General features: G+C 58.7%; 23 protein-coding genes, 1 tRNA gene and 1 pseudogene. 23 read left to right on the top strand and 2 right to left on the bottom strand.

Features of this window, described 5'->3' with window-relative positions:
• Positions 1-39 precede the first annotated feature (39 nt).
• From purD to DMP08_RS03400, 15 genes are all read left to right on the top strand, one after another.
• The gene (gene purD, locus DMP08_RS03470) at positions 40-1,332 is read left to right on the top strand and encodes a phosphoribosylamine--glycine ligase (RefSeq protein WP_123191601.1); all 1,293 of its coding nucleotides are present in this window, start codon (positions 40-42) and stop codon (positions 1,330-1,332) included.
• Between the two features lie 50 nt (positions 1,333-1,382).
• Positions 1,383-2,690, top strand: coding sequence for a coproporphyrinogen III oxidase family protein (locus DMP08_RS03465; protein WP_123191600.1), 1,308 nt, complete (start codon positions 1,383-1,385; stop codon positions 2,688-2,690).
• A 394-nt stretch (positions 2,691-3,084) separates the two neighbouring features.
• Positions 3,085-7,230 carry a prepilin-type N-terminal cleavage/methylation domain-containing protein gene (locus tag DMP08_RS03460; RefSeq protein WP_123191599.1) on the top strand — a complete coding sequence of 1,382 codons (4,146 nt, stop codon included), beginning with the start codon at positions 3,085-3,087 and terminating at the stop codon, positions 7,228-7,230.
• Entirely contained in the window at positions 7,227-7,820 is a 594-nt protein-coding gene (locus DMP08_RS03455; protein WP_123191598.1) for a hypothetical protein, read from the top strand. Before DMP08_RS03460 ends, DMP08_RS03455 begins: the two co-directional genes overlap by 4 nt.
• Complete coding sequence (locus DMP08_RS03450; protein ID WP_123191597.1) at positions 7,817-8,170, top strand: hypothetical protein; 354 nt, start codon at positions 7,817-7,819, stop codon at positions 8,168-8,170. Before DMP08_RS03455 ends, DMP08_RS03450 begins: the two co-directional genes overlap by 4 nt.
• On the top strand, positions 8,167-8,742 hold the full coding sequence (locus DMP08_RS03445; RefSeq protein ID WP_123191596.1) for a hypothetical protein: 576 nt from the start codon (positions 8,167-8,169) through the stop codon (positions 8,740-8,742). The genes DMP08_RS03450 and DMP08_RS03445 overlap by 4 nt, the downstream gene beginning before the upstream one ends.
• A complete protein-coding gene (locus tag DMP08_RS03440) occupies positions 8,743-10,440 on the top strand; it encodes a GspE/PulE family protein (RefSeq protein WP_123191595.1) in 1,698 nt (565 codons plus the stop codon).
• 13 nt (positions 10,441-10,453) lie between these two features.
• Entirely contained in the window at positions 10,454-11,509 is a 1,056-nt protein-coding gene (locus DMP08_RS03435; protein ID WP_123191594.1) for a type IV pilus twitching motility protein PilT, read from the top strand.
• Positions 11,509-12,717, top strand: coding sequence for a type II secretion system F family protein (locus tag DMP08_RS03430; RefSeq protein WP_123191593.1), 1,209 nt, complete (start codon positions 11,509-11,511; stop codon positions 12,715-12,717). Before DMP08_RS03435 ends, DMP08_RS03430 begins: the two co-directional genes overlap by 1 nt.
• Positions 12,718-12,814: 97 nt before the next feature.
• Positions 12,815-13,213 (top strand): prepilin-type N-terminal cleavage/methylation domain-containing protein, encoded by a 399-nt coding sequence (locus DMP08_RS03425; protein ID WP_123191592.1) that lies wholly within the window; start codon positions 12,815-12,817, stop codon positions 13,211-13,213.
• 54 nt (positions 13,214-13,267) lie between these two features.
• Entirely contained in the window at positions 13,268-14,122 is an 855-nt protein-coding gene (locus DMP08_RS03420) for a prepilin peptidase (RefSeq protein ID WP_280176543.1), read from the top strand.
• 32 nt (positions 14,123-14,154) lie between these two features.
• A complete protein-coding gene (pilM, locus tag DMP08_RS03415) occupies positions 14,155-15,147 on the top strand; it encodes a pilus assembly protein PilM (RefSeq protein ID WP_123191590.1) in 993 nt (330 codons plus the stop codon).
• A gap of 5 nt (positions 15,148-15,152) precedes the next feature.
• Positions 15,153-15,821, top strand: a complete 669-nt coding sequence (locus DMP08_RS03410; RefSeq protein WP_123191673.1) for a hypothetical protein — start codon at positions 15,153-15,155, stop codon at positions 15,819-15,821.
• A complete protein-coding gene (locus DMP08_RS03405) occupies positions 15,808-16,410 on the top strand; it encodes a hypothetical protein (protein WP_123191589.1) in 603 nt (200 codons plus the stop codon). The genes DMP08_RS03410 and DMP08_RS03405 overlap by 14 nt, the downstream gene beginning before the upstream one ends.
• Before the next feature lie 63 nt (positions 16,411-16,473).
• A tRNA-Phe gene (locus DMP08_RS03400) sits at positions 16,474-16,549 on the top strand.
• Between the two features lie 220 nt (positions 16,550-16,769).
• Here the strand turns inward: DMP08_RS03400 and DMP08_RS03395 are convergent.
• Positions 16,770-16,913 (bottom strand): annotated as a pseudogene (locus DMP08_RS03395) (twin-arginine translocase TatA/TatE family subunit); the annotation flags it as partial.
• A 198-nt stretch (positions 16,914-17,111) separates the two neighbouring features.
• On the opposite strand from DMP08_RS03395, the gene DMP08_RS03390 reads away from it, so the two are divergent.
• Together DMP08_RS03390 and purE are read left to right on the top strand one after the other, a co-directional pair.
• Positions 17,112-17,738, top strand: coding sequence for a TetR/AcrR family transcriptional regulator (locus DMP08_RS03390; RefSeq protein ID WP_123191588.1), 627 nt, complete (start codon positions 17,112-17,114; stop codon positions 17,736-17,738).
• A gap of 78 nt (positions 17,739-17,816) precedes the next feature.
• Entirely contained in the window at positions 17,817-18,287 is a 471-nt protein-coding gene (gene purE, locus DMP08_RS03385; protein ID WP_123191587.1) for a 5-(carboxyamino)imidazole ribonucleotide mutase, read from the top strand.
• A gap of 331 nt (positions 18,288-18,618) precedes the next feature.
• Here the strand turns inward: purE and DMP08_RS03380 are convergent, their stop codons facing one another.
• Entirely contained in the window at positions 18,619-18,933 is a 315-nt protein-coding gene (locus tag DMP08_RS03380; RefSeq protein WP_123191586.1) for a TFIIB-type zinc ribbon-containing protein, read from the bottom strand.
• A gap of 313 nt (positions 18,934-19,246) precedes the next feature.
• Here DMP08_RS03380 and DMP08_RS03375 point away from each other — a divergent pair, with 313 nt between their 5' ends.
• From DMP08_RS03375 to DMP08_RS03350, 6 genes are all read left to right on the top strand, one after another.
• Positions 19,247-21,274 carry a thiamine pyrophosphate-dependent enzyme gene (locus tag DMP08_RS03375; RefSeq protein WP_123191672.1) on the top strand — a complete coding sequence of 676 codons (2,028 nt, stop codon included), beginning with the start codon at positions 19,247-19,249 and terminating at the stop codon, positions 21,272-21,274.
• Positions 21,267-21,872 carry an indolepyruvate oxidoreductase subunit beta gene (locus DMP08_RS03370; protein WP_123191585.1) on the top strand — a complete coding sequence of 202 codons (606 nt, stop codon included), beginning with the start codon at positions 21,267-21,269 and terminating at the stop codon, positions 21,870-21,872. Before DMP08_RS03375 ends, DMP08_RS03370 begins: the two co-directional genes overlap by 8 nt.
• Positions 21,872-22,855, top strand: a complete 984-nt coding sequence (locus DMP08_RS03365) for a GGDEF domain-containing protein (protein ID WP_123191584.1) — start codon at positions 21,872-21,874, stop codon at positions 22,853-22,855. The genes DMP08_RS03370 and DMP08_RS03365 overlap by 1 nt, the downstream gene beginning before the upstream one ends.
• A 239-nt stretch (positions 22,856-23,094) precedes the next feature.
• A complete protein-coding gene (locus tag DMP08_RS03360) occupies positions 23,095-24,330 on the top strand; it encodes a phenylacetate--CoA ligase family protein (protein ID WP_123191583.1) in 1,236 nt (411 codons plus the stop codon).
• Between the two features lie 218 nt (positions 24,331-24,548).
• Positions 24,549-24,740 carry a hypothetical protein gene (locus DMP08_RS03355; protein ID WP_123191582.1) on the top strand — a complete coding sequence of 64 codons (192 nt, stop codon included), beginning with the start codon at positions 24,549-24,551 and terminating at the stop codon, positions 24,738-24,740.
• Between the two features lie 119 nt (positions 24,741-24,859).
• A complete protein-coding gene (locus DMP08_RS03350; protein ID WP_123191581.1) occupies positions 24,860-26,404 on the top strand; it encodes a sodium:solute symporter family protein in 1,545 nt (514 codons plus the stop codon).
• Positions 26,405-26,706: the final 302 nt, after the last annotated feature.

Raw genomic sequence — 26,706 nt, 5'->3', positions numbered from 1 at the left:
GTTTCACGTGAAACGCGTTGGTTGATGAAAGGAACGAATGTGAACATCCTGGTGTTGGGCGGCGGCGGTCGCGAAGATGCCATCACGTGGGCCTTGGCGAAGTCCCCTCGCGCCGATCGGCTGTACGTAGCTCCTGGCAACGGCGGAACCGATGCCGTTGCTCAGAACGTTGCCGGGCTGAATCCCGAGGATGCGAATGCCGTGCTGGCGTTCGTGCGGGAGCATGCGATTGACCTGGTTGTCATCGGCCCCGAAGCTCCTTTGGTCGCCGGCGTGGCGGACGTTCTGCGCGAAGCGGGCGTGGCTACGTTCGGGCCCGATGCTCAAGGAGCCTTGCTGGAGGGCAGCAAAACCTACAGCAAGGAATTCATGCAAGCCAACGGCATTCCGACGGCTCGTTACGGCAGCTTCACGAACTTGGACGAGGCGCTTGCTTACGTTCGCGAATTGGGCGCTCCCATCGTTGTCAAGGCGGATGGCTTGGCGGCGGGCAAGGGCGTTGTCGTTGCCGACGACCTGGAAACCGCAGAGGATGCTGTTCGTTCCTGCTTCGACGGCGCGTTCGGCGATGCCGGCTCCACCGTGCTCATCGAAGAATGCCTGACGGGCCCCGAGTGCTCGTTGCTTGCGTTCGTCAGCAACGGCAAGGCTCACTGCATGACCACCGCGCAGGATCATAAGCGCGCGTTCGATGGCGACCGCGGCCCTAACACGGGCGGCATGGGCGTGTACTCGCCGGTGCCCATCGTTACTCCTGAAGAACTGGCCGCTATGCATCAGATCATGGAGACGGCAGCCGCTGCTACAGCCCGCGCGCCGTTTGCCCATGACTATCGCGGCGTTTTGTACGGCGGTTTCATGCTGACGCCGGAAGGTCCTAAGATCATCGAGTTCAACGCTCGTTTCGGTGATCCTGAGACGCAAGTGGTTCTGCCGCGTCTGGAAACCGACCTGGTAGATATCATGATGGCTGTTGCCGAAGGTCGTCCGGACGACATTGTCTTGCGCTGGTCCGAGCAGTGGGCGGTGTGCGTGGTTTTGGCGAGCGAAGGCTATCCCGGATCGTACGAAAAAGGAAAGGTCATCCTTGGCGTCGACGAAGCCGAAGCCATAGAGGGCGTTACCGTATTCCATGCTGGTACTGCCAAGAACTACGACGAAGAACTTGTTACCGCAGGCGGACGTGTTCTCAACGTAGTGGCTTTGGGCGATTCGTTCGACGAAGCCCGCGAAAAGGCGTACGAAGCGTGCGACTATATCAATTTTGAAGGCAAACAATTCCGAACCGACATCGGCAAAAAAGCTGCTGCTGGACGGACCGCTTGGGAATAAAAGTTTCCGCCGTCCGAAAGGGCGGCGGTTTTTTTTGGACAGAGGAGTTTATGTTATCTGAACGCATGCTCACGACGGTAGTCCGTCAATGCACGAACCAGTACTTGAAGCTCAAGCCCACCGACGAGCACCGCGTGCCGGCGCCCGTGCCTGGTCAGAAATACATGCTCTACATGCACGTGCCTTTCTGCGAGCGCTTGTGCCCGTACTGCTCGTTCAACCGCTTCCCGTTTTCGGAGGACCGCGCAGTACCGTACTTCCAAAGCATGCGCAAAGAAATGATGATGCTCAAAGATCTGGGCTACGATTTCGACAGCCTGTATGTGGGCGGCGGCACGCCGACCATCATGATCGACGAGCTGTGCGACACGATCGATCTTGCTCGCGAGACGTTCTCTATCAATGAGGTTTCCAGCGAGACGAACCCGAATCATCTGATTCCTTCTTACTTGGACAAGCTGCAAGGTCGCGTTCAGCGTTTGAGCGTTGGCGTTCAGAGCTTCGATGACGACCTGCTCAAGCAGATGGATCGCTACGACAAGTACGGTAGCGCGGCCGAGATTTTGGCTCGCGTGCAAGACGCCAGCCCGTACTTTACGTCGCTCAACGTGGACATGATCTTCAACTTCCCCGCACAGACCGAGGATGTGCTGATCAAGGACATCGAGCGCGTAGTGGAAAGCGGGACCAGTCAAACTACGTTCTACCCGCTGATGGCCTCCCCGAGCGTCGCGCGCTCTCTGGCCAGGACGGTTGGCAAGGTTGATTATCAGCGTGAACGGCGTTTCTACGAGATCATCAGCGAACTGCTTGCCGGCGGTTCCGATCCGTTGTTCGAGCACGGAAGCGCTTGGACGTTCAATAAGCGCGGTACAGGTGCTGCGGGCGATGGTGCGATGATCGACGAATACGTTGTAGACTACGAGGAGTACCCGGCTATCGGCAGCGGCGGTATCACGTACCTGGGAAAGAACCTGTACGTAAACACGTTCAGCGTGAATGACTACAATGCCGCAATCGCTTCTGACCGTATGTCGCTTATGGGAAAGACGGAGTTTTCGAAGCATGATCGCATGCGATACCGCTTCATGATGCAGCTGTTCGGATTAAGGCTGGACAAGCGTCAGTTCGAGCGCGATTTCGGATGCACGGTGGAACGTGGCCTTCCCGTAGAGGTTGGCTTCATGAAAGCGGCAGGCGCATTCGATCGCGATACGCCTGATGAGTTCACGCTCACGCCGAAGGGCCGCTATCTCATGGTTGTGATGATGCGCCAGTTCTTCATCGGCGTGAACAACTTGCGCGATCAAGCGCGCGCGTCCTTGGTTGGCGAGGAGCGACAGTTGATTTTCGGCTAGCCGCTGTGCTCTTCGCGAGGTTCTTGAAAGCGATGCTGCAACGCAGCACCTCCCGAGCATCTTGCAATGCAGCGTCGCCCGAGCGTCGAGGGTTCGCAGAGCGAAGCCCCACTGCTCGGGCGACTTGGTTTCGCACGAAAAACGAGGTTGCGGCCAAGCGGTTTCTTGAAGGGGCTTTTCGCTGTAAAACCGCCATGAGTGCAGGTTGGATCAGCCTGTTTCTCAAAACTCTATGATCGCTTCGAGGGGTCGGGTCGCTCGTTCGCACCGATTTCGTTCGAGCGTTGACCTTCTTTATAATTGTCGTAGTGATGTAGTCTCATTTACGCCTGATGATGGTATCATACCAGCACAATTAGTTAAGAACTTGAACGAATGAGATAGGGGCGCTTCTTTGGTAAAAGCGCATCAGGCGCATACGAAAGGGTTTACGCTTGCCGAGCTGTTGCTGTCGGTAGCGATTCTTTTGGTGCTTGCGGCACTGGCGTTCCCTTCTATCGTAAGCGCTCAGAACAACATGCGCATGGTCGAGCTGAACAACGCTGCCGAGTCCGTAGCAAACGCTGCGCAATCCCAAATGACAGCTAAGAAGGTGTCGGGCGCGTGGTGGTCGATTGTCGAGTCCGAGGGATTAGCCCGGACCAAGGCCGTGAATCTTCCCAGCACGATCAACGGGAGGCCGACCGATGCCCAAAACACGTTCTACATTACGGCTGACCAAGCCCGAAAGAGCGGCATCATCCCTCCTCTTGCTGTGGATGATAGCGTTCGCCGGGGCGATTTCATCATAGAGTTCAATGTGACCACGGCGACAGTGGTCAGCGTGTTTTACGCGGATGGAAAAAGCGGGTTCTTCAGCTTTGCCCCCGATAGCACGAATGCCGCGCAAGAGTACTATGAAGCGGGGCAATCACGCGACCGAGCCGCCCGCATGGCTGCCGATTACATGATTGGATACGTCGATTCCACTCCGCATGGGGCAACTCCTGAACTTGCTCTGCAAAACCCCGTGGTATGGTTGAACGAAAGCGGCGAGTTGTGCGTGCAGGATAGAAATCTGTCAAGAAACCCCGAATGGAAAACCTCAACCGAAGTGACGGTGTCTTTAGGCTCGAGCGTCCTTTCGATTTCAGGGCTTGACGGGACGGAGACCTCGTACATCGTGAAAGCAGGGTCGGAAACCAAGCCCAACTCCAATACCGTCAAAGAAACCAAGGTGTATTCCCTGGAATTGAAGGGTGATGCTGCTCAAGCTGACGTGTTCGCAATCGATCTGAACGACTTAAAGCGTGTCCTGCAAAAGAATGGGGGTCAAGGGGACCTTGCTGCTACGATCGGTGCTTTGTCGAGCTCGACGGATGATATTCGCGCGGATGCGCGAGTTTCCTGCTCGGAGAAAACGTCCGTTCCCGCTACGGCATCTGCCTATTTCAAGTGGCCTGAAAAAGTAGCGAAGCTTTCGGTTTTAGTAACCAATCCTGCTCTTGAAGCTAAAAACAATGGCGGAAAGTCGCGCGCTGCTCATATATCGGGTGTCTACGCCGATCCTTCGGTGAAGCTGGTCACCACTGCAGGCGAGCCGCCGGTTACGGGCATTTCCATGATGTCGACCGAGGCGACGTTTGAGCTCAGCGCGGCGGGGATAGAAACCTCTTCAGTGCTTGCTGCCGAGAATATCGAATCAACGCGGCAGTCGTATTCGGGCGCCTGGGTGAAGCTTGCGGACGCTCAACAGCAACAGGCTAACGTATTTGTTTTGACGGGTTCGTACACGTCTAATAGTGCAAGTTACGTAGATGTAAGCAGCATGAGAAACCCCGGCGCTTCTGGTCGTCCGCTGTTATGGGAAAACGGGGGCAAATTTTATCCAAGTGGTAAACAACATCAGTATCAGATATACGAAATATGGGTCAATGGCGAGCGTGCGGGGTATTTGAATCAAGGTATCTGGACATGGGAAGACACTGAGCTTGGAAGAGATTTGGCGGTGTGTGTAAGTTCGATAGGTGAAGATACAACCTCGCTTACCATCGACACCGTCAAGCTTTACGATTTGGTTGAGCAAGACTTCGATGGGTATGAGATATACATTCGCACCACGCCGCGTGCAGATGAGGTTCAAGCGTATTTCTCTCAACTAGCACCTCGTGTTGCCGATTATTTAAAGGATGGGCGTACAACGGGATCGCGCGGCGTGAACTTGGGTGCACCGATCCGCCAGCCGTTTGAAAACGAGTTCGGCGCCTCTTCTACCGTTGCTTTGTACAATGCGACCACCAAGGGCGGCAGCTTGAATCTTTCGAGCGGAGCATTCCCTCGTCAAGGGGACGTGCGCGTGTATTACACGGCTACGCCTGCTGTTGCGTGGGGTAAAGGATTAGACGCTGTAACGGTCTATACCGAATTACCCAGTGCGCAATTGTGGCTGTACGAGAAGTCCGACGGTTATTTGTCGAGCAATCCGTCGGCATACGTGAGGTCGTCGCGTTCGGGCGCGAGCAGCGATTACGCGCTCAGCAAAACCTCGTCCGCCGATTACGAGCTGTCTACCGAGAGGGATTACCTCTTCTATCGAGCTGTCGAGTATTGTGATAACAATGGCAAGCGCCTTGACGGATACGATGTTCAGTACGTGCCCTACACCGTTCAAGGCAACGAAGCATACGCCTCTATCCGAGCGCTTCCAAGCAAAGAGGGCTTCGTGCCTACGGGCTGGAAGGTTGAAGGCGACAGTACCTATCAATCCGTCCCGTTCATCATTATGCCTACCTCGGATTCTCTGGTGGGCGATTGGGACTCGCAGCTTGCGTATGGCGCGATCAAACTGAAGGCGCAGTACAAGGAAGCTCCGAAGGATTCCGTCGGCCTGATGTACCTTGAGTTCGACCATGGCAATAAAGTGACGGGTTATTACGGTGTTCTTGATGGATCGACGTATGTAGAAAACCTGCCCAAAGACAACGAGATAGCCACATGGGGGTACTACGTTGCGGTGCCTACCGGAGCGAAAGCGCCGGAGTATCAGCAAGGCGGCAATGGGCAGAACCCTGATAATTGGGCATCGCTGAAAGAGAGCAAGGTCGACGTAGACTTCTCTGTTGACGGTGTTCGGTACGATGTGTACAAAGCGCCCGGTACGGTTTGGGGGCAGTCTCAAAAAAACACGCTGCACTACCCGTTCCGACTTGGGGCGAACAAACACGACTATTGGTACAACGTGAATTTTGCAGCTGCAATCGGCCTTGATGGCAGCGTGGCTACCGGTTGGGGGAAGATCGATAGCCCCTGGAACGTTCGTCATGCGGATCAGTTCATAGGGCGCCTGTCTGCGTACGACGTGCAGGAGCATTACGTAAAGCACGCCTTCCTCCAATCGCACGACGTGGATTTGTCGGCTGCTGCAAATGGCGGCGACGCGTCTCGGAAATACAATTTCGCTCATGCGTTCGAAGGGATTTATGACGGGGGCACTTACCGGATAACGGGTTATCAGCTGGCGTCGGGTATAGGCGACGTAGGGGCTTATGCGGGGCTATTCCCCAAGGCAAGCGATGCAACTTTGAAGAATATCAAGATTGTAGGGTTTGAACAGAATCCTCTGGATCGCGATTCAAAAGAACTGGTTATAACCAGGGTTGGATCCATAGGTCTTTTAGTGGGTTTGGCTAAGGAATGCACGATTGAAAACTGCTCCGTGTCAGGCGAAGGAAAGCCCAGCTTAACCGATCCTTCGCTGATCCTTGACGTCCCGGTGACGGATGGAACGACGAACGTTGGCCTGCTGGTTGGCGAAGCGAAGGATTGCTATATTTCCGACAGCTCTGCTGCGAACCTCGCCGTGATCATGAAGAACTCGTATCCCTCTTACAGAGGTCCCGTTCTCAATATCGGCGGCTTGGTGGGTTATGCCAAGGAGTCGGACGAACCCGACGAGGACGGCGAAGAGGACGACGAAAAAGTTGGAGTGAAAGACTGCGAGGTCTTTGCAATCGCATTGCAGGCCAGCGTTCGATTCGATTCTTCGAAGGACCAAGCGAGCGTCAGGATGGGCGGATTGCTGGGCATGTTTGGATTCAGCGGCCAGTTCCCTTATCTTGAAAACAGTCAGAAGGTCGCCGTTTCCTATACTGACCTTTCCCTGCGCTCGATCGGACCAGAAAGTCCGGTTGATTCGTACGTAGGGTCGCTCATCGGCTTTGCGAAGGGCAGCCATATCGGCTACGGGCAAGTAAAGCATCTGGTTGGGACGGAGGTGTACTTCGTCGATGCTGTTGGGAACAGAAAAGAGCTTGGAGAGAAGGATGTGATAGGTGGTCAGACCAAGCACGCGCAGGCGCTGCTTGCCGCGAACGTTGGCGGCTTCGCTGAGGCCTCCTCGCGGTCTAACGATCAGCGTTCGGCGGCTGCTGTAGATCGAAGTCCTTCCGACCAGCAGCCTGTTCCCGACCCTGATCAACCACAGTCAACCGAACCTGCACCTGAGGATGCGTCCCCGGGTGCTGCGGATGCCGACGATCCTACGGTAAAGGAAGCGGCATGAGCCGCCTGCTTCAACATACCCTACGTGACGAACGTGGCGCCTCCCTTGTTATCGCGCTCGTGTTCTTCTTGATTTGCGCGATCGTCGGCTCCGTGGTGATAACGGCTGCTTCGGTGAATGCGAAAGCGGTGCAGACTCACAAGGAGTTGCAGCAGGCGGAGTTCGCCGTAGGATCTGCGGCGCAAGTTGTTGGATACCAGATGAGCGCAGTTGATTTGGAGGTTGTTTACGACGCGTCGGGAAAGCCCGTAGATGCGCGCATGAAATCCAGCTCCCTTTCGTTTGCAGAAGCGTTTTGGGAAGAGAACGGCGCGGATGTGATGGAGGCGTATTGCGGGGAGAGGCCGTACGAGCGACCTATCGTTATAACTCCAGAAAGCATCGGCCTGCCTCCCGTGTCCGGTACTTTGACCGTAGATCCCGATCTTACCATTAAGGTTGAGCTCTCCTTGGATCCGGAGGCAACCGAAAAGCGCCCCTACAGCATGATGGTTACGATGCAGTGCGTACCCACGTATGATGCGCGCGGCGTTTTGAAGGGCTTTTCGTATGAGCATGCTGTGGTGGAGAAAACGGACGGTGCCTCATGAAGAAGACGATGATGCGCGTCCGTCGCTTCTTCTACCGGCTCCGCGACGATCAGCGCGGCGACTCGTTTGCCGAGGTGCTGGTTGCCATGCTGATCGCGGTTATGGGCGCTACGCTGCTGGCCACTATGGCCATGGCTTCTTCGAGCGCCGTATCGGCCAGCCATAGCGGCCTTCTGGATTCGTATCGGCAGGAAGCTGGCATGCATCAGGATACAGGGGCATCCGCTTCAGTGAAGATCGCCTGCGGCAAAGTTGCAGGAGACTCTATCAAGGTGAAGCTTTACGTTTCCGAAGACGGGTCTTTGATTCGGTATGCAGACGAGCAGTATCGATCCGAGGATCTTTCATGAATCGCGTGTCGGGGCATATGCAATGCATGCGGCTTGCCGCAGCCGCGCGGCTGCGGGATACGCGCGGCTTCATGCTGGGAGAACATGTGTTGAGCATCGTTTTCCTAGGACTTCTTTGCATCGCCATCGCGGCTGGATTGTCGGCGGCTTTGTCGTCGTATGCCGCCATCACGAAACAGACGAAGGCCGATGCGATGTTGGCTCGCGCGGTTGAAGAGGTGAGCGACCAACTCACGTACGCATTGTCCGTGGAAGGATCGGACGCGCGAATCGTCCTTGACAATCCTTCGTTTGCGAGCCCCTCGACAAAGGCTTCGTCCCGGATCGTCAGCAACGACGCAGGCATTGTTTTGACTACGCTGGTGAACGGGAAGGAGACCGCGCTTGTCCCTTGCGAATACGGGTTGATCCCAAAGGTTGAGAACATCGAATATCGCCCTAGATATGATGATTACGATGAAGTTTTGGCCGGACAGAACGAGTGGGGTTTCACCGTGGCCGTCTATGAAGACTCCAAGACCGATGCACCGCTTGTCGAAACCACTATGAGCATACTGAGAATAGGATCGTAAATGCCTTACAAACGCTTAGGAGACGTGCTGCTTGACGCGGGCCTTGTAACCGAGGAGCAAATAGAGCATGCGCTCTTGCAACAAAAGACGACCAAGCGCCGCCTTGGCGACGAGCTTATTGCAGAGGGCGTTATCACGGAAGCGGGCGTGATCGAGGCGCTGCAGATGCAGTTGGGCGTCGAGTTCATCGATTTGTCCCAGATTGATCTTGACCCCGAGATGAGCCGCGTGGTGTCAAAAAACGTCGCGCGTCAGTACAACGTCGTGCCGGTTCGCACTACGCCCGACGAAGTGTACCTGGCTATGAGCGATCCGTTGAACTTCATGGCCATTGAGGCGGTGAAGCATGCCACCCGCAAGCGCGTCGTCCCCATGGTTGCCATGCACGACGCCATCATGCGCGCCATTATGACGCTGTACGGCAACGAAGGCGCCGCCCGTGCAATCGAGGAAATGAAGCGCGACGCGCGCCCGGCGGACGATTCGTCCAACGGGTTTGCCGCTACATCGCTCGGCGACGATGCCGACGCTCAGTCGGCGCCCACGGTTCGCCTGGTAAACAGCATCATCGAGCGCGCGGCGACCGAGCGGGCGAGCGACATTCACCTCGAGCCGCGCGAAGCCGACCTGCACGTGCGCATGCGCATCGACGGTTTGCTGCGAACGATACTGACGGTGCCGAAGGAACTTCAGGCGTCCGTTATCTCGCGCCTTAAAATCATGGGCAGTATGAACACCTCGGAGCGCCGCGTTCCCCAGGATGGTCGCGCGAGCATTCGCCTGAAGAAGCAGGATATCGACCTGCGCATCAACGCGCTGCCCACTATCCACGGCGAGACGGTGGTCATTCGTCTGCTCGATAAAAACGACAGCCTGTTCGATCCTCAGGGCATCGGCCTTACCGGGGAGAACCTGGAAAAATACAATCGCCTGATCAGCTCGAACAACGGCATGGTTCTGATCGTCGGGCCCACGGGCAGCGGCAAAAGCTCCACCATGTACACCATGATCCGCCATCTCAATACCGATTCGGTGAACTTGGTTACGCTCGAGGATCCCGTGGAATACAACATCGACGGGGTGAACCAAGTTCAGATCAACGAGAAAACGGGCATGACGTTCGCGAACGGTCTGCGCGCTATTTTGCGGCAAGATCCCGATATTGTGGCGGTGGGCGAGATTCGCGACGGCGAGACGGCTGAAATAGCCATGCGCGCCGCTATCACCGGGCACCTGGTTCTGTCCACCGTGCACACGTTCGACGCTGCGTCTACGATCGATCGCCTGGTCGACATCGGCGTCGAGCCGTACCTTATCGCAAGCGGCATTCGCGGCATCATCTCCCAGCGCCTGGTTCGCTTGGTGTGCCCGCATTGTCGGCAGGAGTACGACCCTCAGCCTGAGGAGTTCGAGGCGATCGGGCTTCCGTACGACGCGCACGTCAAGTTCTACCGCGGGACGGGTTGTCCGCTGTGCTTTGGAACGGGCTATCGCGGAAGGACCGGCGTGTTCGAGATATTGACGCTCGACCGTGCTTTGCGCGCCTCGATCACGGGAGGTGCGACGCGCGAGGAACTGCAAGGTGCCATCGAGTGTTCGGGCTCGTTCAAAACCATGGAAGCTTCCTGCCGTGAACTGGTGCTTTCCGGCGTGACGACCGTTGAGGAAGCCCGTAAGACCATTACGGCGTTAGAGTAGCAAGGAGCCGCTCATGAACGTAGAGGAACTCATAGTCGCCGCGCATCGTGCGCAGGCATCGGACGTGCATCTGGTATGCGGCCTTCCGGCCAAGTTTCGCGTTGCGGGTCGATTGACGAACGCGGGATTCGCCGACGACGCGCCGTTGACTCATGACGATTGCGAGCAGCTTGCACGGCAGCTGGCCGGCGACGATTTCGAGCGCATCAAGCGCTCGGGGGAGCTTGATCGTGCCGCCACTATTGCCGGCGTGCGCGTTCGTATCAACCTGTTCCGGCAGCAAGGCCATGTCAGCGCCGCCCTGCGCCTTTTGTCCGACGTCATACCCGCGCTCGAATCGCTGGGGCTTCCGCCTGCGGTGCTCGACTTCCCCCGCATCCAGCGCGGCATCGTGGTGGTTACGGGTGAAACGGGCAGCGGCAAGTCGACCACGTTGGCTGCGCTCATCGACAGCATCAACCACGCGAGCGGTCGGAACATCATCACCATGGAAGACCCCATCGAGTACATCTACACGCCGGATCGCTCGATTATCTCTCAGCGCGAAATCGGTCAGGATACGGCTAGCTACCACGATGCCCTGCGTGCCGTTCTGCGCGAAGACCCCGATGTCATCCTTATTGGGGAGATGCGCGATTTGGAAACCATTCAAACGGCGCTGACCGCTGCGGAAACCGGTCACTTCGTGCTGGCTACGTTGCACACGAAGTCGGCGGCGGATTCTATCGACCGCATGGTGGACGTGTTCCCCGAAGGATTGCAGCGGCAGATTCGCATGCAGCTTTCCACCTGCCTGGTGGCCGTTCTTTCGCAGCAGCTGCTGCCGCGCCGCGACGGGACGGGCCGCGCATTGGCCTGCGAGCTCATGATGGTGACGCCCGCTATTCGCAACCTTATTCGCGAGGCGAAAACGCCGCAGATTGCCAGTTCGCTTGCCACTTCGGCGGCGGCAGGCAGCGTGTCCATGGACAATGCGCTGATTCAGTTGGTGCGCACGCGCGCCATCAGCCTGGACACGGCGGTTGCCGCAGCGTACGACGAAGACTACGTGAGAAGGAATGCGCGCTAATGCCTGCATACACGTACATGGGACTTGCCAACGACGGTCAGCGCATCAACGGCGTGGTAGAGGCGTTCGACGAGATCGAGGCCATGGAAAAGGCCCGCGAACTGTGCCGCGTGGTCCAAAGCGTCAAAGAGGTTAAAAAGGGTACCAACATCTTGACTATGGACATTACCAAGCCGAAGGCGAAGACGAAGAGCATCGCCATCATGGCCGCGCAGTTCTCGACCATTTTGAAAGCGGGTTTGCCTATTGGGCGCGCGGTGTCGTTGGTGGCCGACCAGACCGCCGACAAGTACCTCAAGCGCGTGCTGGTCGAAGTTGCCGCCGACGTATCGGCGGGGCATGGGCTTGCTGAAAGCTTCGAAAACAAGGGCGAGAACCTGCCGCGCGTGCTCATCGAGACCGTGCGCGCCGGTGAGGAAAGCGGGCACCTGCCCGAGTGCTTCGCGCGGCTGCACACGTATTACGACAAGCGATCCAAGGTGGCTGCCAAGGTGGCCAGCGCGCTTACGTATCCCATCTTCGTGTTGATCATTGCTGTGGTTGTAGTGGCGGTGATGATGGTGATGGTGGTGCCGGCCATAGCAGGCATGGTTTCATCGCTGGGAAGCGACATGCCGGGCATCACGCAGTTCTTGATCGATTCCTCCAACTGGGTTTCGGCGAACATCGTGATTGTGCTGGTGATCGTTGCGTTGTTGGTGCTGGGTGTCAAGCTGTACAGCACCACCGAGTCCGGGAAAACGCAGTTTGCGAAGATGCGGCTGAACCTGCCGGTTCTTGGCGTGATAGGAAAGTACTCGGGTGCTTCGCAGTTTGCGAACACCATGGCCATGCTCATATCGTCGGGGCTTTCCATGCCTCGTGCGGTGTCGGTGACGTCTCGCGTGATGGACAACTACGTGCTGTCGCGCGAAGTGGGGCGTATGGAAGCAGGGTTGGAGGAAGGACGGACGCTGGGCGAATGCATGGTCGACTGCCGCTGGTTCCCGCGCACGCTTATCGAGATGACCACTGTGGGCGAACATACCGGAGAGCTTGAAGAGACTTTGGAAACCATGGGGTCGTTTTACGATAGCGAAACGCAACGCGTGACCGACCGCGCGCTTTCGCTTATGGAGCCGACCCTGCTGGTTCTGATGGCGATATTTGCGGGCTTCATTGTGGTGGCGTTGTACTTGCCGCTGTTTACCATGTATGCTGCAATGTAATGAAATAGATAAGCTATGACTTACTTTCGTTGCATTGTGCAGAATATAACGTGAATTTGGCACGACGAACGTGCTGGATAAGGAGAAAGGAACAACTATGAAGGAAATGATCAAGAAGATTCGCGAGGAGAAGGGCGGCTTTACGCTGGCCGAGCTGCTGATCGTGGTTGCGATCGTGCTCGTGCTGGTCGCGATCGCCGTGCCGGTGTTCACGGGTGCGTTAGGTAAAGCGGATGAGGCGGTGGGGAATGCTAATATTCGCACGGTAAAGGTTCAGGCGGCTTCTACGATTATGCTGAATGAGGGTACGGGCCAGGGTAAATATGATCTCACCAAAAAGTATCAAGCAACGGCGACGGTGAGCAAAGAGGGAGATTTGGGCGACGTGGCTATTGAAGAAAGCACCAACCCCGAAGATAAGGCGACCAAGAATGATGACGGTACCTGGACCATTAAAGCGAAGGTCGAAGGTGAAAATCTGACCCCTGCGCCCTAATTGTCCCTCCCCATCAACATTTTCACGCCAGGTGAGGCGGCCATCCTTCTGGGGATGGTCGCCCTCCTTGGCGCGTGCATGGGCAGCTTCATCAACTGCTTGGCATGGCGCATGGTGCACGGCGAAAGCGTCCTGCATGGCCGCAGCCATTGTCCGGCGTGCGACCATGCGCTCGGCCCGCTTGATCTGGTGCCTATCGTGTCGTGGTTGGCCTTGAAGGGCCGATGCCGTCATTGCAAAGCCCCGATCAGCCCTCGTTACGCGCTTGTCGAGGTTGTTATGGCAATCGTGTTCGTTGCGCTTGCGGTGGTGCATGGCTTCGGCATTCCTATGCTGGCGTACATGGCGCTTGCGACCATTCTCATGGGCGCGGCTTTGGTCGACCTAGACACGTTTACCATCCCGAACGGGTTCGTTATCGCGGCCCTGCTCGTTTGGGCGGCTTCCGTAGGGTTCATGGCTCCTCCGGCAAACGGAAGCTTTGGCGTGGGCAGCCTGTTCGTTTCCTTGACGGGTTTCGGGTGGGCGTCGGTTGCGCTCGACGGCTTGGCAGGCGGCCTTGGCGTAGGCGGTGGCATCCTGTTGTTCTCGATCGTGTTCGATGCCGTGACAAAGCGCGCTTCCCTGGGCGGCGGCGACGTAAAGCTCTTGTTTGCGGTGGGGTTGTTTCTGGGATTGGCCGGTTCGTTGCTGAACTTGTTGATCGCTTGCATTGCTGGCTTGGTGTTCGCCCTTGTCCGGGGGCTTTCCGCTTCGCCCGATGCCGTTGCAGACGGCATGGTGAATTCGGGTTCTGAAAACTTCCGGACAAAGGCGATCCCGTTCGGTCCCGCTATTTCTTTCGCAACGGTGCTGACGTTGCTGGCAGGACCGGCGGCGCTTACGTGGTATACGGGATTGTTCTTGTAGGGTTCAAAAGAAGGTTGAAAGGAACACGCCGCATGGGCAAAACGTGCACAGGCGTCGACATCGGCGAAAGCAGCATCAAGCTTGCGGTTTGCGAGGGGGATGTTGTTAAAAAGGTGGTAGTGGAGTCCCTTCCCGAGGGCCTTGTTGTCGACGGTCGCATCGTGAGTCGCGACGCCATGGCCGATTTCATAAAAAGCCTGGCCAAAAGCGTAGGCGGTGTTTCCAGGGACGTTGCGTTGGTGCTTCCTGCGGCCGACAATCTAGTGCGTCGGCTTACGCTGCCCGCCATGGCCGAGAAAGAGCTGAAGCTCAACCTTCCTTACGAGTTTCGCGATTACATAGCGCAAGGAAAAGACCGGTACCTGTACGATTACGCCGTGCTCTCCATGAACGAAGCTCCGGACGGAACGCCTGAAACCATGGATCTTTTGGCCGTGGCATCGCCTCGGCAGACGATCGCCGACTTTGAGGAGCTGTTTCGTTGTGCCGGCTTGCGATTGCGTGTTGCGCTGCCCGAGCAGGCGGCGTTTCAGAATCTGATCAGGAAAAACCCGATTGCGTTTCAGAATTGCTGCGTCATCGACTTTTCGTATCGCGCCACGAAGCTGCATTTCTTCTTGGATGGAATGTACGACGTTGCTCGTTCTATTGAAATCGGCGGGATGGATATCGATCGTGCACTCGCCCGCGAACGCGGCGTTGACGAGCATGTTGCTGTGAAGTACAAGTTGGCGGATTTCGAGGACGCGCAACATTCCGAGGAAGTCCGGTCGATATACGCGTCCATTGCCGTGGAGCTTGGAAGGGCTTTGAACTTCTACAGCTTCAATAATCCTACGACAGCTATCGAGGTGGCGTATTGCTGCGGCGGCGGAGCACTGCTGGAGCCTCTTATGGAAACCGTCGACGCCCACACGAACATCGAGCTTCGCCCCATTATCGACCTTATGCCCTTCACCACAAGTGATCGCGACTTGCGCGCCTTGTGCCCGGCCGCCGTGGGCGCTACCAGGAATGCGAGGTGAGGGGCGTGGATCTGAAGAAACCGGTTTCCATCAAAGGGCTCTCGTCTTCGGCGAAGAAGGATTCCTATCCCACGAAAACGTTCATCAACCTTGTGGCGGTCGAACAGCAGCGTGGGTCGCGTGCGACCTCTGTTGCCTTGTTCGCAATAGGCTTGGTGCTGATTGCCCTGTTTGCCAAGTTTGCGGTTGTGGACCCGCTAGCTGCAAGTGCGGCAAGCGGTCGAGACGTTGCAGCCGCGCAAGCCCAGCTTGATGCGCTGAAGGAGCAGAACGCCGACTACGCAGAACTGAACAAGCAGTACGCTCGATACGTGGTCACAGGGCTTTCCGAAGAGGAGATGAACCTGGTTGACCGCGATACGGTGCTCGATTTGCTGGAACAGAAGGTATTGAGCGTGGGGTACTTGTCTTCGCTGAAGGTGTCGGGAAACAAAGCGACCGTTACCTGTTTAGGAGTGGATCTTACCAAGGTGTCGCACCTGGTCCAAGACCTGGAAGGCGACGATCGCGTGGCGCACGTAACGGTTTCCACCGCGCAAGGAGAAGCCGACGCGGTTGCGTCGGCTACCATCGAGATAACCTTCAGGGGCGCGCTTGACCAGGCGGCTGACAAGGCGATGACGGAAGCGCAGGGCGGCGCGGCGAAGAAGGGAGGCAGCAATGGCGCGGCGTAGTTTATTGAATCGCTCGTTCTCCGGTCGCGAGAAGGGCCTGCTGCTAGTGCTCGTCGTTCTGCTGGTGGGTGCCTGCTACTACTTTTTTGTGGTGAAGAGCGTAGCCGATACCGTGGCTGCTAACGAGCAGCAGCTTGAAGACATCCAATTGCAAGTTGACCAGCAGACTATGTTGGCAAGCGTTCGTCAGCGTATGCAAACCGAGCTGGATGAGCTGGGCAGGCAGCAGCCGGTACCCGAGGTGGCGGTGTACGACAACTTGAAAAACGAGCTTGACCAGCTCAACGCCTTGATGGCTTCTGCTATTACGTACGATCTGAAGTTCGAGCAGCCTATGCTCGACGGGCAGCTGGTTCGTCGTCCGGTGACGGTTTCGTTTACGACTTCCAGTTACGGCGCCGCCCTTGATGTGGTTCGAGCGTTGGAGAACGGCGCTTATCGGTGCGAGATTACGAACTTTTCCATGACAGGGAAGCTGTTGGCGAATGGGTCGGTCGAAAGCGTGGCCTCGATGTTCAACGTTACGTACCTTGAAACGACGAACGGCTCCACGAATCTTGGGGGCCTTGTTGAGAAAAGCGCAAAGTAGGGCTTGACCGCAGGCGGATACATCGGTAAAATATCAATCCGCGTCCTTTACGGATAGCGAAATGGTCGGGTAGCTCAGTTGGTAGAGCAGCGGACTGAAAATCCGCGTGCCGAGGGTTCAAGTCCCCCTCCGACCACCATTGCATTGCGAAGCGCCCCATTCGGGGCGCTTTTTCATATCTGGGTTTCTGCCATTGATCAGGTGGTCGGCGCTGGATGTTGCGAGTTTCTGCTCGCACGCCCGGTTTTACCGGCTCTTGTATACGAAAACGCCCCGGTGATCGGGACGTTTTCGGGGGCATAAAGCAAATGCGGTTAAAAGCGACGTTACGCTCCTTGCTTGGCGCTCGGTTCCATGTCGTCGTCTTCGACGCGACCGCGCAGCTTCTTCACGCCTCGGCCGAGCATGGCTCCTAGTTTGGGCAGATTTTTCGGACCGAAGATAAGCAAGACGGCTACCAGAATCAAAACAAGTTCAGGCATTCCCATGCCGAATATCCTCATACTGCACTCCTTCTTGAGCAAGCTTCCGTGCTGAGTGGTTCTCTGCGCGCGCGTTTGCGCGATTGCGTGCATTTGACTTGCATTATAGCAACATTAAATTTATAGTCACTATAATTTTATAAGTAAACAACAATATTGCTGTAAGGTTCAGCACGGCTTCGTATAATTCGAATCAACATTGCGAACGAAGGGTTGACTATGCCTAACGATGCGGCTCCGCACGGTTTGCGCGAGCGAAAGCGCCGTGCAACGCGCGCGGCTATCGAGCGTGCGGCTATCACGCTGGTGCAAGAGCGAGGGTACGACAATATAACGGTTGCGCAGATTTCCGAACGCGCTCAGGTGTCTCAAGGCACGTTCTTCAATTATTTCCCTACGAAAGACGCCGCAATCGTGGGCATTGGCACATACAACCTTGACCCTGATGCGGTTCATGCGGCGCTCGACCGCCTGATGCCCGCTACCATGTTCACCGCCACGCTGACGCTGTTCTTGCAGGTAGTTGAATCGTTCGATTGGGAGAGCGACGTATCATCGCTTCGCGTTGCCTTGGTGAAAGACACCCCGTCGCTTATGAAGATGTTCCTGGACAACGCATTTGAATTCGTGGCTGATTTCAGGACGCTTGTAGCTTCGTATCTGGACGAACACCCGCAGCTACGCACATGCCCCGAGCTTTTGTCGTCTTCCGAAGAGGCGGGCATCGTGGTTTCGGAGGCGTTGGAGGCAGCGAAGTTCGCGTTGTCTCGCGCGGCGCGAAATCCGTCCGAAGGGCTTATGTCGGCAGAGGACGTGGAGGACGTCATTCGTCGCATCGTCGGATGATACACTTGCAGGCGAACGAAAACAGACGCATCGCGCGCGGGATCCGCGCTGTGGCGCGAACGAGGAGAAGGAGCAGCCATGTCTTGCGAACAGAAGAGCCCGCTTGTGGGCATTATCATGGGATCCGAAAGCGACATGCCGGCCATGGAGCCGTGCATGAAGCAGTTGGACGAGTTCGGCATTCCCTATGAAGTGAAGGTTGCGAGCGCTCATCGCAAGCCGGCCGAAGTGCATGAGTGGGCATCTTCGGCGCACGAGCGCGGAATCCGCGTGATTGTGGCCGCAGCGGGCAAGGCGGCCCACCTGGGCGGCGTGGTGGCGGCATACACGCCGAATCCGGTTATCACCGTTCCCATGAAGACCAGCGACCTGGGCGGATTGGACTCTCTTCTTTCCATGGTGCAGATGCCTTCCGGCGTTCCCGTAGCGTGCGTGGCTATCAACGGCGCGAAGAACGCCGCTATCTTGGCTGTTCAAATGCTGGGCACGGGTTGCGATGACGCGCGTCAGAAGATCATCGACTTCAAGCAGGGCATGGCTGAAGCATAAGGGCAAGCGAACGCGACCGAGCATCGGGGGGCCGGCGCCGCTCTTGCCCGCCCGGCAAGAGCGGCGCTCCGACCGTTCATGAGCTGCGCCAACGGGTGGGCCATGGGGAAACGGTGCGGACATATGTCAATGGTGGTCTGGCGGCGGACGCTCCCCTCGCTGTCAAAACGGACGAGTTTTGAGGCGATTTTCAGCCTTTCCAGAGCGCCCCGGCTGCGGGCGTTTTGCAACGTACCAGGTCAGAAGCTTGCAGTCTGCCATTATCCTGATGCGAGGACCAACAAAACTCGTCCGTTTTGACAGCGCCCGGCCACGTCTCGCGCGATGCTGGCTAGTCGCCGAAATCGAAGAGGTCGCCCAAAAAATCCCCGCGCTTTTTCTTCTTGCCCTTTTTGTAATAGTCGTCGTTGTAGCGCTTGTCCTCGTAACGGTGATCCTCGTAACGACGTTCATCGTAGCGCTCGGCCGCGCTTGCATACGATGCGCTCGGCGCGGCAGCGGGGGCCGCCAAGGACGTTGACCGCTCGATGATCTTGTCAAGCTCGCCGCGGTCAAGCCATACGCCGCGGCATTGCGGGCAGTAGTCGATCTCGATACCTTGGCGCTCGCTCATGATCAGGTCGACGTTGCAGAGGGGGCATTTCATGGAAACCTCCTGCTCTTGTGGGTATAGGTGAAATGGTACTGCTCCGAGAGGCCGGCGGTTTCGCCGCTTTTGAAGTTTTACCTGGATTTGACAATCGCTGATGCTCTGGCGCAGAATCGCGCTTCCTTCGCTTCCTTGCTGTGCGGCCGGCCGGGGTGCGCAGAAGCCCGCCCCTTTCTGCGACCGACGAGGCACGAGTCGTCCGTAATCGACAGGGATGGTTTGCTATCATGGAATCGGAAGCGTTTCATGCGAAACGCTCGTTCGCGCACGACTGCTGCGCGATATGCGGAAAGCGAGGCAGGCGAGGCGTATGACGAAGCAATTGCTGATGGGAAACGAGGCGTTCGCTCACGCGGCGCTCGAGGCGGGCGTGCGCGTTGTTGCGGGATACCCGGGCACGCCGTCGTCCGAGGTGATCGAGACGGTGGCGAAGCTGCACGGCGAAGGCGCCGCCCGCGGTGTGCACGTGGAATGGTCGACGAACGAGAAAAGCGCCCTGGAAGTGGTTGCCGGCGCCGCGTACTGCGGAGCGCGCACGTTGTTCACGTGCAAGCAGGTGGGCCTCAACGTGGCCAGCGATCCGTTGATGAGCTTGAACTACGTCGGCGTGAAGGGCGGCACCGTGCTGTTCGTGGCGGACGATCCCGGCCCCATATCGTCCCAGACCGAGCAGGATACAAGGCGCTTCGCCTCGTTCGCCAAGATACCGGTGCTCGACCCGGCTACGCCCGACCAAGGCTTCGCCATGATGAAGGCGGCGTTCGACCTGTCCGAGCGGTATCGCACGCCCGTCATCGTGCGCCCCACGACGCGCATATGCCATGCGTCCACGTTTTTCGACGTCGCCGACAAGACGGACGCGCTCGAGGTCCCCGAAGAGGGTTTCGAGCGTGACCCGAAGTGGATCATCTTCCCCCGGCGCGCGTTCGAGGCGCACGGCGAGATCAACGACCGGCTGAAAGCCATCGCGCGCGATTACGCGGAGGACCCTGCGCTCCTGGCGTTCAATCCCATCATGGAGCGCCCCGCGCCCGCCGATGGGCTTGCGGCGGGTGATGCGGCGTCCGTCGCGCCCTCGCCCCGCGCCCCGCGCCTGGGAATCGTTGCCGGGGGCGTGTCGGGCGCTTACGCGCGCGAAGCGCTGCGGATGATCGAGGAAAGCGCCGCCACGCAGGGCGTCGAGGTGCCCGCGTACCGTTTCTGGCAAGTGGGAACCCCGTATCCTTTTCCCGAGGGGCTTGCCGAGCGCTTCTCCCAGGGCCTTGAGCAGGTCCTGGTGCTCGAGGAGCTCGATCATGTTCTGGAGGACGCCTTGCTGGCTTTCGCCGGACGCACGCATGCGCCGTTCGACGTGAAGGGCAAGCTTACCGGGGATGCGCGCGACCGCGGCGAGAACGACGTGGACGATGCCGCCATGCGCATCGCCCGATTCCTGGGGGTCCCCCATGCCGCCCCCGCGCCGCCTCCTGTTTCTTACGAAGCCGCAACCGACGCTTCGCTGCCCGTCCGTCCGCCCGTGTTGTGCGCCGGCTGCCCGCACCGCGGCAGCTTCTACGCCATCAAGCGCGCGCTCGGCAAGACGCCTGCGGTTCTATGCGGCGACATCGGCTGCTACACCTTGGGCAACGCGCAGCCGCTCGACGCCGTCGACACGTGCCTGTGCATGGGCGCGGGCATCACGATGGCCCAGGGTTTCGCGGTGGCCGAACCCCACAAGAAGACGCTTGCGTTCGTCGGCGACTCCACGTTCTTCGCAAGCGGGCTTCCCGGCGTGGTGAACGCCGTGTACAACGGGCACGATATTACGGTGTGCGTGCTGGACAATGCGACAACGGCCATGACCGGGTCTCAGCCCCATCCGGGAACCGGCGTGACGCTGATGGGGGCGAAGCGCGCTCCTATCTCCATAGAGCGCGTTCTGGAGGCCGTTGGGTTCGAGTGCATCGTGCGCGCGGATCCGCTGGACCTGGACGGTTCGGTGGCGGCCGCGCGCACGGCCGTGGAGTTCGAAGGCCCGTCGGCCATCCTGTTCGAATCGCCGTGCATCCAGCTGACCAGGCCGGATGCGCCCGCTTCGATAGCATCCAACCGGTGCACGGGGTGCAAGAAGTGCATCACGGAGATCGGCTGCCCCGGCATCGGCTTCGATGCGGATGCGCGCGGGCCGAAGAGCAGGGAGCGGGGCCAGGCGTTCGTGGACGCCAGCTTGTGCAACGGGTGCGGCTTGTGCACGCAGGTGTGCCCCTTCGACGCCATAACGATGACCTCGTGCGCTTCGGGAGGTTCTTGCGAAGCGGCGCCGGATGCTCCTTCGACGGAAGGAGGCCGCCATGCGTAACGTATTGCTGACGGGCGTGGGCGGTCAGGGAACGGTGTTGGCTGCGAAGGTGCTGGCCCAGGCCGCGCAGGATAAAGGCTGGCATGTGCGCACGGCTGAAACCATCGGCATGGCGCAACGCGGCGGCAACGTGGTTTCCCATGTGCGCATGGGGGACGCGGGGGAAGAGGTGTTCGCCCCGCTCGTCGCGTTGGGCACGGCCGATCTGGTGATAGCTTTCGAGCCCGCCGAGGCGGCGCGCGTGCTGCCGTACCTGGCTCCCGAAGGCGTGCTGGTTACGGCCACGACGGCGATACAGCCGGTTACGGCTGCGCTCGGCGCGCATCCGTATCGTGCGACCGACGTGGTCGATGCCGTCGCCCGGACGCTCTCGGGCACGTCAGCGCGCTTTATCGCCGTGGATGACGCTGCTTTGACGCAGGAGGCGGGCGGGCGCAAGGTTCTCAACACGCTTTTGCTCGCGAGCGCTTTGGCTACGGGAAGCGTTCCGCTTGACGTGGACGATTTGCGCCGCGCCATCGTCGCGTGCGTCAAGCCTCGGTTCGTGGACATCAATCTTGCCGCCATCGACGTGGCGGCTGCACGGGGGAGCCGATAATGGATCGGGCGCTGCTTGACGAGGCGACCGCGCACGCACGGGCGCTGTGGCGCGCATATCTTCTTGAGCCCAGCGAAGCGGGCGGTCGGTTCATCATGGAGTCCGTCGATCTGTCGAACCTGTCGATCATCGGAACCGGCAAGCATGAGATGTACGTGGATGCTCCGGAGTTCCTTGCGGCTTTGAGCAACGATCTGGAAGGCGCGCAGGATATCTCCTTCGACATCTTGGACGACTACTACGTTGCCCATGCGGCGGGCGAAGCGTGCTGCGTGGTCATGGGCACGCTATGGGTGCGCGAGCGCACCGAAGAGCCGAAGCCGTTTCTGGTGGAGATGGACACGCGGTTCACCATGGTGCTTCATCGCGATGCCGGGCGTTGGCAGCTGGTGCATCTTCACCATTCGACTCCGAACGTGGACCAGCGTCGCGACGAGTACTATCCCAAAACGGCGACCGAGCGCGTGAACGAGGCTATCGCCTACTCGCAGACGCTCGAGCATCGGGCCTCGCTGGATTCGATGACCGAGCTGCTGAACAGGGATTCCTTCGAGCACGCGGTTTCCCAGGCGTTGGCGCAGGGGGCGAAGGGCGCCGTTTTCGCCATGATCGATCTTGACGATTTCAAGCTTGTGAACGACACCTTGGGCCATCCCGGCGGCGACAGGGTGATCGTTGCGTTCGCCGAATTGCTGGCCGACGTGTTCTCCGACGGCTTTTCTCTGGCTCGCATGGGCGGCGACGAGTTCGCCGTGTTCGCGCTCCCTCCCTGCGAAACCGCATTGGTGGAGGAGCGGGTTCAAGAGCTCATAGACGGCTGGACCGCCTGTTCGGCGAAACACGGCGTGAGCTTGGGGTGCTCGGTGGGCCTTGCGCGCGTTGGCGACGGCGCGCTGGGGTTCCACGAGCTGTACCGACGCGCCGACGAGGCCCTGTACCGCAGCAAGCGTATGGGCAAGAACGGTTTCAGCTGGCCCGACTAGCGCGCCGGCGCCGCTTGCCGGGCGCGGGGCATCTTGGCCCCGCGCCCGGCAAGCCCTTCAAAACACTTTGCATTGTTCGCGTATTCGCCTAGAATGGAACGCATGGAATTCGTATTCGACATCATCTCCCTTGCAGCCGTGGGTTCGGCTGGTCGATGGCTTTAGCTTCAAGTCTCGCTCTGTGCAGGCTTGAAGCATGTGCCAATCGAACGTTCGCTTCCGGAGAAAAAGGACCCATCATGCAGATGACCGCCGATCAGCTTTCCCTTATCAAAAAGCAATTCGAAACCCTGAAGGATCGCTCTTCGTTCTACAACGCCAAGTTCGAAGGTATCGACCTGTCGGACGTGCAGACCCAGGAAGATTTCGAAAAGCTTCCCTTTTCCGAAAAAGACGACCTGCGCAATGCGTATCCGCTGGGCCTGCAGGCCGTTCCCGATGAGGAAATCGTGCGCATCCACAGCTCCAGCGGCACGACGGGCACGCCCGTTATCGTGCCGTACACGCAGCAGGACGTGACCGATTGGGCGATCCAGTTCGCGCGCTGCTATGAAACCGCAGGGATCACCAACAAGGACCGCATCCACATCACGCCGGGTTACGGCCTGTGGACGGCGGGCATCGGCTTTCAGCTGGGCGCCGAACGACTGGGCGCAATGGCCATTCCCATGGGGCCGGGCAATACGGAAAAGCAGCTCAAGATGATGCAGGACCTGCAGTCCACCGTGTTGTGCGCAACCAGCTCGTACGCGCTGTTGCTGGCTGAAGAGATTGCCGAGCGCGGCCTGCGCGACAAGATCTGCCTGCGCAAGGGCGTTATCGGCAGCGAACGCTGGGGCGACAAGATGCGCCAGCGCATTTCGGGCGAGCTGGGCGTGGAGATCTTCGACATCTACGGACTGACGGAGGTGTACGGCCCCGGCATCGGCATTTCGTGCAGCGAGCATCACGGCATGCACGTGTGGGCCGATTACGTGTACATCGAAGTGGTGGACCCCGTCACGGGCGCACCTGTTCCCGACGGTGAGGTGGGCGAGCTGGTGCTGACCACGCTGCGCAAGCAGGGCGCGCCGCTCATTCGCTATCGCACGCACGATCTGACGCGCATCATCCCCGGCGACTGCGCGTGCGGCCTGCGCCATCCGCGCATCGACACGCTGACGGGCCGCACCGACGACATGTTCAAGGTGAAGGGCTGCAACATATTCCCCGCTCAGGTTGAAGAAGTCATCGCCTTCACCGACGGCGCGTCGAGCGAATACCAGGTGATGATCGAGAACATCAGCGGCAAGGACGTGCTCACCGTGCTGTTCGAAACGCCGTACGAAGACGAGGCCAAGGAGCGCGCCGAGCAGGAGCTTGCCATGATCTTCAAGGCGAAATGCGGCTGCACGCCGGATGCCAAGGGCGTTCCCATGGGCGAGCTTCCTCGCAGCGAGAAGAAGACCAAGCGCATCTTCGACAGCCGATACTAGGGCGTCGCCGGTCGGTAAGGCATGCAAGGACTACAGCAGGGACCCTGTGCGCACGATGGCGCTGCAGGGTCCCTTCTTGTTGCCGCAACGAGCGGCCCCTCGCGTAGCCGTCGCAACGAGCGGAGTTCCGCAAGGCGGGTGAAGGCGCGCGAAGGCCAACCTACTTCATTCGCGGCATTCTGCTTCGTGCAGTCGCTTCGCTGTGGTAGAGTATCCCCATGCATTTTGCGAAGGGACATACCATCACCGATGAGCGCTGGCGTTTGGAATTGGCGCTTGCCGCCGTATGCCGCTCCTTCGCGCCCCGCGCCGGGGAAACGCTCGCGCCGCTCGACGCATCGCCGAACGCGTCTAAGCATGAGGCGCCCGCGCCTCGCTACGTTTCCTATTATTCCTATCGATACCTCTAGCACACGGGGTTCTGCCGTCGTGTCGCCGTGCTGCGACGCATCGTGCGGGAACATCGTGTGCGCCTTCAAGCCCTGACGGGGCTTTTCGTTACAGGCATTCAAGGTAGGGGACACTTCACATGATCGAGAAAATTTGCATGGTGCTCATATTCATCGGCGTTGCCGTTGGCGTGGGCATATACTGCCGACGACATACCACCAGCGTGGACGGATTCGTGCTGGGCGGCCGCAACGTGGGCCCGTGGCTTTCGGCGTTCGCGTTCGGGACCAGCTACTTCTCCGCCGTCATTTTCGTGGGATACGCAGGCCAGTTCGGATGGAAATACGGGCTCGCCGCCACGTGGATCGGCATCGGGAACGCCATTCTGGGCAGCTTGCTTGCGTGGTGGGTGCTCGGCCCGCGCACGCGCGAGATCACGCATCGATTGAAAGCGGCCACCATGCCCGAGTTCTTCGGTGCGCGTTACGGTTCGAAGGGTTTGCGCATTGCGGCCGCCGCCATCATCTTCGTGTTCCTGATCCCGTACACCGCAAGCGTGTACAACGGGTTGTCGCGTTTGTTCGGCATGGCGTTTGGGTTGCCGTACGAGGTGTGCGTCATCGGCATGGCCGTCATCACCTGCGTGTACGTGGTGCTCGGCGGCTACATGGCCACGGTGGTGAACGACTTCATCCAGGGCATCGTCATGCTTTTGGGCATCGTGGCGGTTATCGTGGCCGTGCTGGTCAACAACGGCGGCTTTACGGAAGCCATCAACCAGCTTTCGTTCATTCCGGCCGAGGGATCGGAAATGGCGGGTCCGTTCGTCAGCTTCTTCGGCCCGAACCTTCCTGACTTGATCGGCGTCATCGTGTTGACCAGCTTGGGTACGTGGGGCCTGCCGCAGATGGTGCAGAAGTTCTACGCGATCAAAAGCGGTCCTGCCGTCAAGCAGGGCGCCATCATTTCCACGGTGTTCGCCATGGTGGTTGCTGGAGGAAGCTACTTTTTGGGCGGATTCGGGCGCTTGTATGCCGACCACGTTGAGATGACCGCCGCCGGCACCCCGGTGTACGACTCCATCATGCCTACTATGTTGTCCACGCTTCCCGACCTGCTGATTGGCATCGTCATCGTCTTGGTTTTGAGCGCGTCCATGTCCACGCTGTCCTCGTTGGTGCTCACGTCTTCGTCCACGCTGACGCTTGACCTGATCAAAGGCAACATCGTGAAGAAGATGCCCGAGCAGATGCAGCTGGTTTACATGCGCGTGCTTATCGCGGTGTTCATCATTATCTCGGCGGTGATCGCGCTTGTGCAGTACAACTCGTCCATCACGTTCATCGCGCAGCTCATGAGCATTTCTTGGGGTGCGCTTGCCGGCGCGTTCTTGGGGCCGTTCTTCTGGGGTCTGTACTCCAAGCGCATTTCACGCCCGGCGGTGTGGGCGAGCTTCATCGTGGGCGTGGGGCTGACCACGGGCAATATGACTTCCGGATTCTTCGGAGCGCCTTTGATCGCTTCTCCCATCAACTGCGGCGCCATAGCCATGGTGCTCTCTTTGATCATCGTGCCGCTTGTCAGCTTGTTCACGAAGCCGGTTCCGTTTGAAGTTGACCCGCCAAGCGTGCAGGGCGCCATCGACCGCGAGTACGTGCAGGAGTTGCAGACCGAAGCCCGGTAGCAGCTGCGCCCGTGTGTCGAGAGTTCGGGTTTGCGGCGCTCTCGACACACGGGTTCGCGTTCTTCAAGCTTCGCGGCCGGGCTGTTGCCGCCGGGATTTGAGGCGCGGCGGCCATCTCTGTCAAAACGAACGAGTTTTGCGGGGATTTTGCTTCCCTTGAAGCAAATCCTCGTACGCGTGATTTCTATCGTACCAGGTCATACGCGCGTGGCGTTCCTTTATCCTTGATTGAGGATCAGAAAAACTCGTTCGTTTTGACAGCGGAGCCCCCGCGCCCGCGCTCCGCCCGCGCCCGCCCAGCC

Source organism: Paraeggerthella hongkongensis (assembly GCF_003726035.1).
In the GTDB taxonomy this organism is placed as follows: domain Bacteria; phylum Actinomycetota; class Coriobacteriia; order Coriobacteriales; family Eggerthellaceae; genus Paraeggerthella; species Paraeggerthella hongkongensis.
The sequence above is the reverse complement of the archived record's forward strand: the minus strand, read 5'-3'. Positions and strand labels throughout refer to the sequence as shown.